This is a genomic window from Pseudomonas sp. SDO52101_S400 (assembly GCF_054071635.1).
Genome location: NZ_JBSVWF010000054.1, coordinates 13,217 through 28,648, shown reverse-complemented (window position 1 = coordinate 28,648; position 15,432 = coordinate 13,217). Strand labels below are relative to the sequence as shown.

The window sequence follows — 15,432 nt, the reverse complement described above, 5'->3', positions numbered from 1 at the left end:
GTTGCCTGCGACAGCGACCTACAACTGATAGCTGAAACTGATGCTGTAACGCGGCCGGCGGTTGAACGTATCCAGCGCTTCATCCGACATCGGTTTGGCCGCTTCCAGGGCGATGTTGTAGTACCTGGCATCGCCGAACCTCAGGCCCACTGCTGCCGAGGACAGACTGTTGGCTTGCACCGGCAACCGGTTGAACCAGCTGCGCGAGCGATCGAGCACCACGTAGGGTTGCAGGATCCGCACCCAGTTGCCGTCGCGGTTGAAGCTGTAGTTGATCTCGTAAGCCACCCCCCAGCCCTTGTCGCCGGACGCCTGGTCGTCGGGGTAGCCTCGGCCGAAATTCTGCCCGCCGAATACCGCACGCTCGCTGTCGGGCAGGGTGTCGTCGGTCCAGTACAACGCCCCTGAAAGGACGCCTTGCCAGTTGTCGAAGAACTTGTCGCTCTGTACCCCCGATACCCGCAGGCGGAAGAAATTCAGGTCGATGGCACTGTTGTTGGTGTGTGCGCCCATGCTGTCGATGCCTTGATAAACCCCGCCGCTGAGAATCCGCAGTTGCCGGGCGTCGGCCTTGCGCCAGTCGCTTTCGAAGGCGAGGGCGCGGATGTCGGTGCGCTCCTCCACGCTGAGCGGGTAGCCGATGACGTTGTAGCGAGTCTTGTCGTTGACTGCGTACAGGCGCGATCCGGCGGTCAGCAGTTCATTGGAGGCGGCAATCAGCGGCACGCTGAATCCGATCGAATAACGGTCGTTTTCGCGGTGCGGCTTGAGTTCCAGACCGTTGTTCAGCACTACGTTCGTGCCCGGATCGGCGCGATAACGCGAGGCGGACAGGCTCAGTTGTGTACCTTCGTCATCGAGGAACTGGCTGTAGTCCAGGCGATAATAATGCTCGTGGTCATCGCCCGGCGGAAACAGACCGCTGAGGCTCAGCTGCTCACCCATCGATGTCTGTGAGTTGCTGCTGACACCGAGAAGGGCCTGGGTACCATTGCGGTTGTCTTCGGTGGTGCTCAGGGTACTGGTGAACGGTTTTCGGCTGGCCTGGGCGACCAGCGTCGTGGCGCCGTCGGTGGTGCCGGGCGGTGGGACCTGAGCCTGAATCGTGACGCCGGGAATGCGGGTCATCAGCGTGGTGTATCGCTCGAAGGTCTTGCGGGTCAATGGACGTTCGGCCTGGATCTTCGCCGTCAGTTTGTCGATCAGGCCTTTGACCCGGCCGATATCACCCTGTACCTGCACATCCCGCACGTAACCTTCCACCAGCACGACTCGCGCCGCGCCATCATCGAAGGTCTGCTGCGGCAGGAAAGCGTAGGACAGCAGGTAGCCGTCACTCTGGTAGCGACGGGTGATGTTGCGCGTCGCTTCGATCAGATCGGCGAGGCTGGTTTCGTGGCCTATCAGGGGTTTGTAGATTTCTGCCAGTTCATTGAGCGGGTAAATCGTTCCGCCTTCGATCTGTACGGTTTTCAGGTTGATCTTCGTGCCCATCATCAACGGCTCGGCAGCCGCAGCACCGGGCTCCGGAACTTGCAGCGGCGCGGCGCTCGGACGGTAGGCGTCGGCGGGCAGGTTCGGCACCGGCAGGTTGCGGATGGTTTCGTTGCTGTTGAGAAAGCTGGGAAGGGTGTCGGCGAGGGCGGTGGAACTGAGACTGAGGAACAGCAGGGATGCCATAACGCGCATAGGACACTCCATGTTCAAACCGCAGCACTTGGCGGGTTTTTTCCTAAGAAAAAAAGCGGAAGACTCGTGGGAATCTTCCGCCCTCAACCAAGCGTAGGCGCTGTAGGTTAGGCCGTCGAATCGGCCAGGTGCAATTCAGCGTTTATTGCCGCCCAGGGTGCCAGTCAGGCCACCGAGAACGCCTCCCAGACCGCCAGTGCCACCGGTGGAGGTGCCACCGTTGACCAGCCCGCCAACGGCGGTGACGGTGTTGCCCACGTTGCTGACCAGGCCACCGACAGCGGTGGTGACCGGGTTGTTGGTGGCGGCGATGGCGCCACCGAGATTACCCACCGCACCGCCCACCTGGCTGGTGATGCCGGCTACCGGAGCACCGAGCCCGGTGGCGCTGCCGACGTTCTGGGTCAGGTTGGTGACAGCGCTGGTGACGGGCGCGAGCCCGCCACCGACGCCGCTGCCCAGGCTGGCCAGGGGCGCGGTAGGACTGGTGATTGGCGAGCCCGAACCACCGAGTACGGTGTTGAGCGAAGCCACGGTATTGCCGGCCGAGACCAGCACATTGCCCGGTGCGCCGAGTGAGCCGTTGCCGGCGCCCAGCCCGGCACCGACATTGACCACCGCACCGCCGACGGTTTGCAGCAGACCATTGTTGCCGAGGCCACCACCGAGCCCGCCACCCACGCCGGTGCCCGATCCGGTGCCGTTATCGACCAGCCCGCCGGTCTTGCCGACCGCCGTACCGACATTGCTCAGGGCGCCGCCGACGGTGTTGGTCAGGGCATTGCCGTTGCCAGCGTCGGTGACTTTGTCGCCTACACCATCGACGGTGCTTCCGACTTTCTGCAACAGGCCGTTCACGGGGGCCCCCAGGCCGGTGGCACTACCGAGTTTGTCCGTGGTGCTTTCGACCATGGCAATCACCGGCACCAGTTTGCTGCCGACCTCTTTGGTCACCGAGCCGAGTGGGCCAGTGGTAGTGGCGGTGCTGAGGGTGTCACCGAGCATGGTGACTTTTTCGCCAACCCCGTTGAGCAGCGGCGCGACTTTGGTAACCACGCCACCGACCACTGGCACGCTGCCGGTGGCGGTGGCCAGTTTGCCGCTCAGGTCCGATACGCCGTTGCCGACATCCTGCACCACGCCACCGACCGCCGAGGCGGTGACGCCCAGGCCGTTGTCGGTGGTGCCGAGTTTGCCGAGGCCGTTGGCTACGCCGTTGCCCAGCGTAGTCACTACGTTGCCGGCGGTTTTGGCGGCGCTTTGCACGACACCGCCGACCACGGGCACGCCACTGAGGGAGTCGCCGACCTGACCGACGCCACTGCCGACACCGGCAACGGTGCTACCGACATCCTGCACCAGGGTTGTGGTGACCAGCGCTTGAGGCGTGCTCGGGTTAGTCGGGTTGGTAGGGTCTGTCGGATTGGTTGGGTTCGTTGGATTGGTCGGATCCGTGGTGCCGGTGCCACCTGTTCCGCCGGTTCCTGCGGTGCCGCCGGTCCCGGTTGTACCGCCGCTGCCGGATGTTCCGCCAGTGCCTGCGGTGGAACTGTCCGGCGACGAGCTGCCGGAGCTGCTGTGATGACCGCCACCGCCGCTGCTGCAGCCGGCGAGGCCAAGGGAGAGGATCAATGCCAATGCTGTTGCCGATTTGCACCACACTTGAGTTTTCATGAGGGATATTCCTTGCACCTGTCACAACGTTCGTTGTCTTCGATGGCCCGCCGGTTCTGTTGCCGGCAATGCCTTCGTCCGTTGTGCTCATATCAATCGCAAGGTTGGATCCACGCCATTCTCGAGTTGGTATTAACGCCTTTATATAGATCGGTGAATGTGGTGCTTAACGACTAATTCAGAGGATATAAACGCGCAAAAAAAAGCCTTGAAAATCAAGGCTTGTTATTTGGAAGGGCGCTGGATAACGGCTGCAGAAACTTAAGTTATATACACACAATTAATCATGTTCCGCTGCTGTGGATCGAGTACCGCAACGGGCAAGGTAACCACTGGGACGGCATATCGATTCAGGCAATCGGTTGCCAGCAGCCGACCATGTGCTCCAGATCTGCGGCACCGATCAGTCGCAACTCACCGCTGGATCCCGCCGCGCTGGCGAACAGCGATACCTCGCTCGGCAGGCGCACCGGTTTGCGAAAATGCACGGCGATTTCCAGGTTGGCCCTGGGCAGATGATCCGTCAGCGCGGCCAGCGTACGGGCCTTGTTCCACAGGCCATGGGCAATGGCGGTAGGGAAGCCGAACAATTTGGCACTGGCGGCACTCAGGTGGATCGGGTTGTAGTCGCCGGAGACTTTGGCGTACTGCCGGCCGATGTCCGCCGGGGCGTTCCACTGCGCCACCTGCATCAATGGCAGCGTCGGCTCCCACGCCTGTTCGAGCATTTCGCCCTCAAGCTTCACGCCTCGACAGAGCATCTGGCTTTCGGCTTCCCACAGCGGACCCAGTTGATCGTCGAGGGTGGTGAGCAGATCGAAGGTCGCACCTTTCGGATGCGGTTGCAGGTTGTACACCCGAACGCTGACCTGCGCGCGACTGATCCCGCCCATCGGCCGCAGAATGCGGATGCGGTTGCTCAGGTGAATCAGCCCCAGCAGCGGGAATGGAAAGTCTTTGGCCGTGAGCAATTGCATCTGCAACGCAAACGCCAGGACATGTGGATAAGTCGGCGGCAGCAGGCCGTCATCGGCAAAACCGCAGACCTTGCGATAGGCCGCCAGGCGCTTGCCGTCGATCTCGACCCCGCAGCGCAGGCCGCTGTCGGGCAAACGGGTGCCGGTGATTTTGCGCCGGGTCGCGGCCCGGACATACAAACCCGGCAGACTCGGTTCGCGGTGCAACGTGTGCCATTCGATGCTCATGCCTAAGCCCCCAGAACACTTTGTCCACAGACCCGCAGCGCCTGCCCGGTGAACGCGCCGGTACCCGGCTGCGCCAGCCACGCTACCGCTTCGGCAACGTCTTGCGGCAGACCGCCCTGGCCCAGCGAACTCATGCGCCGGCCGGCCTCACGCAGGCCGAACGGAATGTGCGCGGTCATCTGGGTTTCGATGAAGCCCGGTGCCACGGCATTGATGCTGATGCCACGTTCCAGCAACGTTGGAGCCCAGGCCTGGGCCAGCCCGATCAGCCCGGCCTTGCTCGCGGCGTAATTGGTTTGCCCGCGGTTACCGGCGATGCCGCTGATCGAGGCCAGCAGAATCACTCGCGCGTTATCACGCAATGTGCCGCTGTCGAGCAGGGCCTTGGTCAGCACTTGCGGCGCGTTGAGGTTGACCGCCAGCACCGCGTCCCAGAACTCGGGCGTCATGTTGGCCAGGGTCTTGTCGCGGGTGATGCCGGCGTTATGCACCAGAATGTCGAGGCCGTCCGGCAACTGTTCGATCAGTTGCGTGGCGGCGTCTTCGGCGCAGATGTCGAGGGTGATGGCGCGCCCGCCGAGGCGCGCGGCCAGGGCTTCGAGATCGGTTTTTGCTGGCGGCACGTCGAGCAGGATCACCTCGGCACCGTCACGGGCCAGGGTTTCGGCGATGGAGGCGCCGATGCCCCGCGCCGCGCCGGTGACCAGTGCCTTGCGCCCGGCCAGCGGGCGCGTCCAGTCGGTCACCGGCGTGGCACAAGGATTCAGACGAATCACCTGCCCGGAGACAAATGCGCTTTTCGGCGAGAGGAAAAACCGCAGCGGCCCTTCGAGTTGATCCTCGGCGCCTTCGCCCACGTAAATCAATTGCAGCGTGCCGCCGCTGCGCAGCTCCTTGGCCAGTGAGCGGGAGAAACCTTCAAGCGCTCGCTGAGCACTGGCGGCGAACGGTTCACGCAGGGTTTCCGGGGCACGGCCGAGGATCACTAGATGCGCACTGCTGTCGAGGTTCTTCATCAACGGCTGGAAAAACTCGCGCAACTGCTTCAGCTGGTCGGTGTGCTGCAAATCGCTGGCATCGAACACCACGGCCTTGAGTTTTGGGCCATGGCCGGGAATCCACTGCGTGGCGGACGCCGGCTGATCGCCGTAGCGATAAATGGCATCGGTCAGCCGGTTGGCAAAGGCGCTGACCCGTTCGGCCAGCGGCCCGCCGCCAATAAGCAGTGCGCCGTCCACCGGCCGCAGACGCCCGGCCTGCCAGCGTTCCAGCCGCACCGGCGACGGCAGGCCCAGGGCCCCGACCAGACGGTGGCCGATGGAGGAGTTGGCGAAGTCGATATAGCGGTCAGACATGGAACGCTCTCCAGAAGATGGGGTTCAAAGTGTGGACTGCGAAGGACAATCAATCGTTCGATCCACGCAATAAGGCCTACGCTAGAACAGCAGAGTAGTTTGCCCCCGGTGTTTTTGGGGCCCGGCGGGATTTTCAGTGCCCGATTTTCAGACTGGATATTTCACAAGGAGTTTTTCATGAGTCAGCTGCGCCGCGTCGCGATCATTGGTGGCAACCGTATTCCGTTCGCCCGTTCCAACGGGCCGTATGCCACTGCGAGCAATCAGGTGATGCTCACCGCCGCCCTTGAAGGCCTGATCGAACGCTACAACCTGCACGGCCAGCGCATGGGCGAAGTCGTCGCGGGAGCGGTGCTGAAATTGTCACGGGATATGAATCTGACCCGTGAATGCGTGCTCGGCTCGCGCCTGTCGCCGGCAACGCCTGCCTATGATATCCAGCAAGCTTGTGGCACCGGCCTGGAAGCTGCGTTACTGGTGGCGAACAAGATTGCCCTCGGCCAGATCGATTGCGGCATTGCCGGCGGCGTCGACACCACGTCGGACGCGCCGATCAGCGTCAGCGAAGGCCTGCGCAAAATCCTCCTGCAAGCCAACCGTGCCAAGACCACCGGCGACAAGCTCAAGACCTTTCTGCAATTGCGCCCGAAACACCTGATCCCCGAATTCCCGCGCAATGGCGAGCCGCGCACCGGCCTGTCGATGGGCCAGCACTGCGAATTGATGGCGCAGACCTGGAACATTCCTCGCGAAGAGCAGGACCAACTGGCCCTCGAAAGCCACCACAAACTCGCCGCCTCCTACAGCGAAGGCTGGCACAACGACCTGATGACCCCGTTCCTGGGCCTGACCCGCGACAACAACCTGCGCCCGGACCTGACCCTGGAAAAACTCGCGACCCTGAAACCGGCCTTCGAGAAAAGTGCCAAGGGCACACTGACCGCCGGCAACTCCACGCCGCTGACCGATGGTGCCTCGGTGGTGCTGCTGGGCAGTGAAGAGTGGGCCAAAGAAAAAGGCTTGCCGATCCTCGCGTATCTGCGCGATGGCGAAGCGGCGGCGGTGGACTTCGTCAACGGCGCAGAAGGACTTTTGATGGCCCCGGTGTATGCGGTGCCACGGTTGCTGGCGCGCAATGGTTTGACCTTGCAGGACTTCGACTATTACGAAATCCACGAAGCGTTTGCTGCGCAAGTGTTGTGCACGCTCAAGGCCTGGGAGGATCCGGAATACTGCAAGACCCGGTTGGGGCTGGATGCGCCGTTGGGCTCGATCGATCGCAGCCGCCTGAACGTCAAGGGCAGCTCGTTGGCGGCGGGGCATCCGTTTGCGGCGACCGGCGGGCGGATCGTGGCGAACCTGGCGAAGCTGCTGGATGCGGCGGGGCGGGGGCGGGGGTTGATTTCGATTTGTGCGGCGGGGGGCCAGGGGGTGACGGCGATCATCGAGCGCTGAAAAAGCAGCCCTCACCCCAGCCCTCTCCCGGAGGGAGAGGGAGCCGATTGGGGGATGCTTTAGAGATGTGCCGACGTGACAGAATCGCTCCGAATCCATAATCGACTCGATCTTTCAGGTCGATGTATAGCGAAAGACAACTCGGTCAGTCCCCTCTCCCTCCGGGAGAGGGCTGGGGTGAGGGCGCTTCTGGTTTTGACTCAAGTCCGGAACCTGCGCACCAACCCATCCAGCTCATTCGACAACCCCGCCAGACTCTGCGAATCCAGCCGCGCCGAATTCGCCAACTCCGCCACCAACTGCGCATCGCCGTGAATCTGGCTGATATGCCGATTGATGTCCTCGGCCACCTGATGCTGCTCTTCAGCGGCCGTGGCAATCTGGGTGTTCATGTCGCGAATCACATCCACCGATTCACGGATCTGACCAAAACTTTCCCGCGCCTCGCCGATACGTGCCACCGATTGTTGCGAGACATCGAGGCTGGCGCGCATCTGCTGGGTCACGGCGCTGGTGCGCTTGGCGAGGTTGCCCAGCAGACCGTCGATTTCCGCCGTCGAATCCGCCGTGCGTTTGGCCAGTGCGCGGACCTCATCGGCCACCACCGCAAAGCCACGGCCTTGCTCGCCGGCACGCGCCGCCTCGATGGCCGCGTTGAGTGCCAGCAGGTTGGTCTGTTCGGCGATGGAACGGATGGTGCCGAGGATCGACTGGATGTCGTTGCTGTCGCGTTCCAGTTGCTGCATCGACTGCGCCGACTGCTCCAGTTCCTGGCTCAGTTGATCGACGCTGTGTACCGCCGCATCGATTTGTTGCTGACCCTCACGCGCCTGGCGCTGGCCGCTGTCAGCCGACTCCGCTGCCTGGCTGCACGAGCGGGCGACTTCGTTGGCAGTGGCGACCATTTCGTGGAACGCGGTCGATACCATATCCACCGCTTCGCGCTGGCGTCCGGCGGCTTCGGCCATGTCGCCGGAAACCCGGGTCGAGCTCTGCGAAGTGGCGAGGATTTTCCCGGCTGCACCGCCGATGTGCTGGATCAGGCTGCGAATCGCAGTCAGGAACTGGTTGAACCAGTTGGCCAGTTGCGCGGTTTCGTCGCTGCCACGGATGTCGAGGTTCTTGGTCAGGTCGCCTTCGCCCTGGGCGATGCCTTCCAGACCGCTGGCCACGCTGCGGATAGGTCGCACGATCAGGCTGGCGAAACTGGCGCCGACGACGGCGAAGATCACCGCCAGCACGGCAGCGATGATTGCGATCAGCCAAGTCAGTTTAGTGGCCGAGCTCATTACGTCGTTCTGCTTGATCAGGCCGATGAAGGTCCAGCCCAGTTGCTCCGACGGCCAGACGTTGGCCATGTAGCGCTCGCCGTTGAGTTCGACTTCCACCAGCCCTTTGCCGGCCTTGGCCAGTTGCGCGTAACCCTCGCCGAGGCTGTCCAGAGGCTTGAAATTGTGCTCGGGCTGCTTCGGATCGACCAGCACCATGCCGCTGTTTTCCAGCAGCATCAGGTAACCGGTTTCGCCGAGCTTGATCTGTTTGACGATCTCGGTGAGCTGCTTGAGCGTGACGTCGATACTGACCACGCCGCCATTGCTGCCGAGTTTGTTGTCGATGGTGCGTACGGTGCTGACGTAGGTCGCATCGTCCTGTGCCCAGTAATAGGCGGCTGTGCGCAGCGGTTTGCCGGGTTTGGCCTGAGCGGCCTTGTACCAGGGGCGCTGACGCGGATCGTAATTGTTCAGCTTGGGGTCGTCGGGCCAGGAGACGTAGCCGCCGGCAGCGGTGCCGACAATGGCGTAGGCGTAGGCCGGGTGGCTGTTGCCCAGGTCCTGGAGGAAGGCGAAGACCTTCTTGTCCATCTCGCCCTGTGGGACGCTTTCGGCGTTGGCGCTCATGTAGGTCTTGAGGCTGTCGTCGGTGTTCTTGATCAACGGTTGCGTTGCCAGGTAATCGACGTTCTGGCTGATGCCGTCAAAAAAAAGCTGCATGGCGTTGCTGACCTGACGGATCTCGCGTCCGCTGCCGTCGACAAAACCTTCCCGGGCATCGCTGCGCAGGTTGAGTACCACCAGCGTGGCGACCAGCACCACGGGCAAGCAGGCGATGATTGCAAACGCCCACGTCAACTTCTGTTTGATGTTCATCCGCGCTCCAGATTTTCTTGTAGGCCCACGCAGTGCAGATGACTCGCGGTTTATTGGCAGCCGAAAAACGTTGTTTGCCACTCCATCCTTCGAGTGCGACATCGGAGTTTTTTTGGAACGATTGTCGGACAAATTCCTCTGTCTCTGAGGACTTCGGCTGCCGAAGAGGGAAATTGAGGCCGTAAGAGAAAATTCTTACGAAAGGAGTGATGCTGGATGTCAGATTCTGTCGCAAATGCCCTCAAGTCCTTGCGCCAACAAGTCTGGCGGGCTCGGCTATGATTCGCTGCGGCCGATACAAGTGGGTGGAATGACCCGTTTGATCCGGCACAGTGTGTGCATCCACAGGTTCACAGGTCGGCAACCCCTCCCCGTGATGCGAGGATTGCCGTATAACGAGTGACATTCGCGTGTTTGGTAATAAAGGACCCACAATAAAAGCTGATGAAGACTCCAAAACGCATTGAACCCCTGATCGAGGACGGTCTGGTCGACGAAGTGCTGCGTCCACTCATGAGTGGCAAAGAAGCAGCTGTTTATGTGGTGCGCTGCGGCAATCAGTTACGTTGCGCAAAGGTCTACAAGGAGGCGAACAAACGCAGTTTCCGCCAGGCGGCCGAGTATCAGGAAGGCCGCAAGGTTCGTAACAGCCGACAGGCCCGGGCGATGGCCAAGGGTTCCAAGTTCGGGCGCAAGGAAGCCGAAGACGCCTGGCAGAACGCCGAAGTTGCGGCGCTGTTCCGTCTGGCCAGCGCCGGTGTGCGGGTACCCAAGCCGTACGACTTCCTCGAAGGCGTGCTGCTGATGGAGCTGGTGGCCGACGAATACGGCGATGCCGCGCCGCGTCTGAACGACGTGGTGCTGGAGCCGGATCAGGCCCGCGAATACCACGCGTTCCTGATTTCGCAGATCGTGCTGATGTTGTGTACCGGTCTGGTGCACGGTGACCTCTCGGAGTTCAACGTGCTGCTGACGCCGACCGGTCCGGTCATCATCGACCTGCCGCAAGCGGTGGACGCGGCGGGCAACAACCACGCGTTCAGCATGCTGGAGCGTGACGTCGGCAACATGGCGTCTTACTTCGGCCGGTTCGCCCCGGAGTTGAAGAAAACCAAATACGCCAAGGAAATGTGGGCGTTGTATGAAGCGGGTACGTTGCACCCGGCCAGCGTGCTGACCGGCGAGTTCGACGATCCCGAGGACCTGGCCGATGTCGGCGGGGTACTGCGCGAGATCGAAGCGGCGCGTCTGGATGAGGAGCGCAAGCAAGCCATCCGTGCGGCGGACGACGAGCCCAAGGGCAAGTCCGACGAACCGCCTCCGCCACCGTGGATGCAATAAGCATCTGAAAAAGAAAACCCGGCTTCGGCCGGGTTTTACACATTCAAGGATTGATTGTGACCAGCACCACCCGCAATGTCCGGCTGATCATCACGGCGCGGCTTATTTCCGATTTCGGCGCCTTCCTGAACATGGTTGCGCTGGCCACTTATGTCTACCTGCTGAGCAACAGCGCCATGAGCGTCGGGATCTTCCTGGCCAGTCGCGTGGGCGGCGGGATCTTCGCCAGTCTGATCGGCACCGCGTTTTATCGCCGATGCAGCGGTCGCTTGCCGCTGATTGCCTTCGATCTTTTGCGCGCCGCCGTGCTCGGTTTGCTGCTGATCGTGCCGGTCAGCCAGCAGGCGTTGCTGTTGCCGCTGATCGCGTTCGGCCTGGGTTTTGGCAACTCGATGTTCGCCATCGGTCTCAACAGCCAGTTGCCGCGCCTGATCGAACCGGCGCAATTGCTCAAGACCAATGCCTGGATCACGTCCGCTTCGTCCATGGCGATGGTCGGTGGCAGCCTGGTGTCCGGGTTGCTGGTCGCGGGATTCGGTTTTGAAACGGTGTTTGTGCTGAACGCATTGACCTATCTGTTGGCGGCAGTCTTGATTGCGCCGCTGCGGTTCAGCGCACCGGAGCCGGTCGCCGAATCCTGCGCTGAACAGGGCGAATGGTCGGCGTTGCTGCAGGGCCTGCGCAGCGCCCCGGTGATTGCCGCGATGCTGGCCGTGACGATGGCCGACACCTTGGGCAGCGCCGCGCACAATGTCGGGTTCCCGATCATTTCCAGACTGCTGACACCGGACTCGGCGAGCACCACGCTGGGCCTGATGCTCGCGGTGTGGGCCAGCGGAAAATTGCTGGGGGCGCGGATTGCCAGTCGCCTCAAGGGCTCGGAAAACATCAATCTGGAACGCAGATTCTTTGGCGGCGTATTACTGATGTCCTGCGGTTTCATCCTGATGTTCCAGCATCAAAGCCTCTATGGCCTGCTGCTGTTTTCACTGCCGGCCGGGCTGGGGGACGGGTTCTCGGAAGTCGGTCTGATGTCACGTCTGCAACGGGAGCCGGAGCGACTGCGCCTGCCGATCTTCAGTTTCCTGACGCTGTTGCAGATGACCGGGTTCGGCATCGGCATGCTGATCGCCGCACCGTTCTATGAGTGGTGGGCACCGGGTGCCGTGGTGCTGCTGTTCCACGGCATCCCCCTCGCCACGGTGCTGTCGATGAACGTCCTGCTGCTCAGGCGCGAGCGGGTTGCGCGCAGCAGCCCGACGCTAGCTCCTTGAGGATCGGGCAGTCCGGGCGATGGTCGCCGTGGCAGTGCTCGACCAGATCCTGCAGGGTGTCGCGCAGTTCGCCGAGTTCGCGGATCTTCTGATTCAGCTCGTCGATGTGCTGGCGGGCCAGGGCCTTCACATCGGCGCTGGCGCGCTGGCGGTCCTGCCAGAGCGTCAGCAGTTTGCCGACTTCCTCCAGCGAAAAGCCCAGGTCCCGCGAACGCTTGATGAACGCCAGCGTATGCAGATCATCGTCGCCGTAGACGCGATAGCCGCTGTCGGTGCGATGGGCAGCCTTGAGCAGACCGATCGACTCGTAATAACGGATCATCTTCGCGCTCAGGCCACTGTGGCGGGCCGCTTGGCCGATGTTCATCGGTTGTCCTCCAGATCCTCGGGTTTCCAGGTTTTCAACAGTAGCGCATTGCTTACCACGCTGACGCTCGACAGGGCCATCGCCGCGCCGGCCAGCACCGGGTTGAGGAAGCCGAACGCCGCCAGCGGAATGCCGATCAGGTTATAGACGAAAGCCCAGAAAAGGTTCTGCCGGATCTTCGCGTAAGTCTTGCGGCTGATCTCCAGCGCTGCCGGTACCAGTCGCGGATCGCCGCGCATCAGGGTGATACCGGCGGCGTGCATGGCCACATCGGTGCCGCCGCCCATGGCGATGCCGATATCGGCTGCGGCCAGCGCCGGGGCATCGTTGATGCCGTCGCCCACCATGGCGACGACGCCGGTTTTTTTCAGCTCGGCGACGATGGCGGCCTTGTCCGCCGGCAGCACTTCGGCGTGGACGTTCTCGATGCCCAGCGCTTCGGCCACCACACGGGCGCTGCCTCGGTTGTCGCCGGTCAGCAAGTGGCTGTGGATATTTCGTGCTGTCAGTTGTTGCACCGCGTGCAGCGCGCCGGGCTTGAGGGTGTCACCGAAGGCGAACAGCCCAAGCACTCGGGGTTCAGGGCTCTGTTCGATCAGCCAGGACAGTGTCCGGCCCTCGGTTTCCCAGGCCTTGGCGGATTCCGCCAACGTGCCGGCGTCCAGCCCGGTTTCGTCCAGCAGTCGGCGATTGCCCAAGGCGAGGCGCCGCCCGTCGAGGTGGCCGGCGATGCCGCGACCGGTCAGCGACTGGCTATCGCTGACGTCGGGCACAGTCAGATTGCGCTCGGCACAGGCATCCAGCACCGCTTTGGCCAGCGGATGTTCACTGCCGCGTTGCAGCGCGCCGGCTGCTGTCAGCAGGGCATCTTCATCACCATCGATCGCACTGAAGTGCGCAATGCGCGGAGTGCCGGAGGTCAGGGTGCCGGTCTTGTCGAACACCACGGCGCTGACTTCATGGGCACGCTCCAGTGCCTCGGCGTCCTTGATCAGAATCCCGTGCCGTGCCGCCACGCCGGTACCGGCCATGATTGCGGTCGGTGTCGCCAGACCAAGGGCGCAGGGGCAGGCGATGACCAATACCGCGACGGCGTTGATCAACGCGGTTTCCAGCGGCGCGCCATACAGCCACCAGCCGATCAGCGTGGCGAGGGCCAGCAGCAGAACCGTCGGCACGAACACCTGACTGACTTTATCCACCAGTTTCTGGATCGGTGCCTTCGCCGCCTGGGCGTCTTCGACCAGACGGATGATTCGCGCCAGTACGCTTTCCGCACCGAGTGCAGTCGTGCTCACCAGCAAGCGGCCTTCGCCGTTGATTGCACCGCCGGTGACCTTGTCGCCCGGTTGTTTGGGCACTGGCAGGCTTTCGCCGCTGATCAGCGCTTCATCGGCATGGCTCTGGCCTTCCAGCACTTCGCCGTCCACCGGGAAACGTTCGCCGGGTTTGACCAGTACGAGGTCACCGAGGCGCAGGGCGCTGATGGCGACGTCCTGTTCGCGACCATCGATGACTTGAATCGCCCGCTCCGGGCGCAAGGCTTCCAGTGCGCGAATGGCGCTGGCGGTCTGGCGTTTGGCGCGGCTTTCCAGGTATTTGCCGAGCAGCACCAGAGCGATGACTACCGCAGAGGCTTCGAAATACAGATGCGGCATGCCTCCGTCGGCGGTCGCCCATTCGTAGAGACTCAGTCCATATCCGGCGCTGGTGCCCAACGCCACCAGCAAGTCCATGTTGCCGGCCCCGGCGCGCACGGCTTTCCATGCGGCCACATAAAAACGTGCACCGAAGATGAACTGCACCGGCGTGGCGAGTGCGAACTGCGCCCAGGCCGGGAGCATCCAGTGAATGCCGAACGGTTGCAGCAGCATCGGCAGCACCAGCGGCAAGGCGAGGGCGATGGCGCAGATCAGCGCCCAGCGCTCGTGGCTCAGGCGTTGCTGATGATTGTCGGTCTGGTGTTCAAGTTCGAAGAGGCTGGCCGAATAACCGGCCTTGCTCACGGCGGCGATCAGGAGCTGCGGATCGACAGCGCCAAGCAGTTCGAGGTGGGCGCGTTCATTGGCCAGGTTGACGCTGACGCTGTTCACCCCCGGCACTTTTTGCAATGCGCGTTCGACGCGGCCGACGCAGGAGGCGCAGGTCATGCCGTCGATGTTCAATTCCAAGGTTTGCTGCGGCACGCTGTAACCGGCACGCTCAACCGCTTCCATCAGCGCCGGCAGGCTGTCGCCGGGTGCCTGTACGCGGGCCTGTTCGGTGGCGAGGTTGACGCTGACGGCGCTGGCGCCGCTGACTTTGCTCAACGCCCGCTCGACACGACCGGCGCAACTGGCGCAGGTCATGCCGCTGATGGGCAGATCGAACGTGATGGAATCGGACATCGGTCGTACTCCCTGTAGAAGATGCCTACAGGATCAACCTTGCCATGCTGGCAAGGTCAAGCGCCAATCCGAAAGTGTCAGTAACCGAGGCCAGTGGGCTTGAGGTACATGCCTTCCGCATTCATCGCAATCCGGAACTTCAGGATGTCGCCGGCATGCAGTTTGATCTCCTGCGAGCCCGGCGCGAGCATGCCCGGGTTGCAGCCCGGCATTTGCCCCGGCAGCAGCTTCAGGCGCAGTGACACATTGCCCGGCGGCAGGTTGAACGAGGTGCTTTGCTCCTGGAACAGTCGCGCCGACAGTTGATCCTGGATGTAGACGCCGATTTCGCAGGAGGTCGCAACTTCCAGGCGCTCGCGGGAAATGATCAGCACCCCGAAATCCTCCCCGGCGGCCTGCACCGAAGGGATCGCAGCAAAGAGGCTGAGGAAGCCAAACAGGCTGAAAGCTGACCAGCGCATGGCTGAATCTCCTGAATTTATGTCATTGATGCACGCAGCTTGGCCGAGCGCGGCGCCGATTGCCAGCCCGGCAGTTT

The 15,432-nt window shown here is 62.5% G+C and carries 11 protein-coding genes and 1 pseudogene; 3 read left to right on the top strand and 9 right to left on the bottom strand.

Annotation, left to right across the window (positions count from 1 at the left end; all coding sequences use genetic code 11):
• Nucleotides 1-18: 18 nt before the first annotated feature.
• The 4 genes from ACW9HX_RS23140 to ACW9HX_RS23125 form a co-directional block, all read right to left on the bottom strand.
• Nucleotides 19-1,689, bottom strand: coding sequence for a ShlB/FhaC/HecB family hemolysin secretion/activation protein (locus tag ACW9HX_RS23140; protein WP_457382383.1), 1,671 nt, complete (start codon nucleotides 1,687-1,689; stop codon nucleotides 19-21).
• A gap of 135 nt (nucleotides 1,690-1,824) precedes the next feature.
• Nucleotides 1,825-3,363 (bottom strand): collagen-like triple helix repeat-containing protein, encoded by a 1,539-nt coding sequence (locus ACW9HX_RS23135; RefSeq protein ID WP_457382382.1) that lies wholly within the window; start codon nucleotides 3,361-3,363, stop codon nucleotides 1,825-1,827.
• A gap of 350 nt (nucleotides 3,364-3,713) precedes the next feature.
• The gene (locus tag ACW9HX_RS23130; RefSeq protein ID WP_457382381.1) at nucleotides 3,714-4,568 is read right to left on the bottom strand and encodes a MaoC family dehydratase; all 855 of its coding nucleotides are present in this window, start codon (nucleotides 4,566-4,568) and stop codon (nucleotides 3,714-3,716) included.
• 2 nt (nucleotides 4,569-4,570) lie between these two features.
• Nucleotides 4,571-5,923, bottom strand: coding sequence for a 3-oxoacyl-ACP reductase (locus ACW9HX_RS23125; RefSeq protein WP_457382380.1), 1,353 nt, complete (start codon nucleotides 5,921-5,923; stop codon nucleotides 4,571-4,573).
• Nucleotides 5,924-6,100: 177 nt separating this feature from the next.
• On the opposite strand from ACW9HX_RS23125, the gene ACW9HX_RS23120 reads away from it, so the two are divergent.
• Nucleotides 6,101-7,378, top strand: a complete 1,278-nt coding sequence (locus ACW9HX_RS23120) for an acetyl-CoA C-acetyltransferase (RefSeq protein WP_457382379.1) — start codon at nucleotides 6,101-6,103, stop codon at nucleotides 7,376-7,378.
• A gap of 200 nt (nucleotides 7,379-7,578) precedes the next feature.
• Here the strand turns inward: ACW9HX_RS23120 and ACW9HX_RS23115 are convergent, their stop codons facing one another.
• Complete coding sequence (locus tag ACW9HX_RS23115) at nucleotides 7,579-8,307, bottom strand: methyl-accepting chemotaxis protein (protein WP_371320909.1); 729 nt, start codon at nucleotides 8,305-8,307, stop codon at nucleotides 7,579-7,581.
• Nucleotides 8,308-8,436: 129 nt separating this feature from the next.
• Nucleotides 8,437-9,525 (bottom strand): annotated as a pseudogene (locus ACW9HX_RS23110) (cache domain-containing protein); the annotation flags it as partial.
• Nucleotides 9,526-9,969: 444 nt separating this feature from the next.
• Here ACW9HX_RS23110 and ACW9HX_RS23105 point away from each other — a divergent pair.
• Both ACW9HX_RS23105 and ACW9HX_RS23100 read left to right on the top strand, forming a co-directional pair.
• Nucleotides 9,970-10,866: a PA4780 family RIO1-like protein kinase gene (locus ACW9HX_RS23105; RefSeq protein ID WP_192563381.1), complete on the top strand. Its 897-nt coding sequence runs from the start codon at nucleotides 9,970-9,972 to the stop codon at nucleotides 10,864-10,866.
• Between the two features lie 56 nt (nucleotides 10,867-10,922).
• On the top strand, nucleotides 10,923-12,140 hold the full coding sequence (locus ACW9HX_RS23100) for an MFS transporter (RefSeq protein ID WP_457382378.1): 1,218 nt from the start codon (nucleotides 10,923-10,925) through the stop codon (nucleotides 12,138-12,140).
• Here ACW9HX_RS23100 and cueR read toward each other — a convergent pair.
• The 3 genes from cueR to ACW9HX_RS23085 form a co-directional block, all read right to left on the bottom strand.
• Nucleotides 12,094-12,507 carry a Cu(I)-responsive transcriptional regulator gene (cueR, locus tag ACW9HX_RS23095; RefSeq protein ID WP_007958485.1) on the bottom strand — a complete coding sequence of 138 codons (414 nt, stop codon included), beginning with the start codon at nucleotides 12,505-12,507 and terminating at the stop codon, nucleotides 12,094-12,096. The two genes, ACW9HX_RS23100 and cueR, sit on opposite strands and share 47 nt — an antisense overlap.
• Nucleotides 12,504-14,894, bottom strand: a complete 2,391-nt coding sequence (locus ACW9HX_RS23090; RefSeq protein ID WP_457382377.1) for a heavy metal translocating P-type ATPase — start codon at nucleotides 14,892-14,894, stop codon at nucleotides 12,504-12,506. Before ACW9HX_RS23090 ends, cueR begins: the two co-directional genes overlap by 4 nt.
• Before the next feature lie 77 nt (nucleotides 14,895-14,971).
• Entirely contained in the window at nucleotides 14,972-15,355 is a 384-nt protein-coding gene (locus ACW9HX_RS23085; protein ID WP_457382376.1) for a hypothetical protein, read from the bottom strand.
• Between the last annotated feature and the right edge of the window lie 77 nt (nucleotides 15,356-15,432).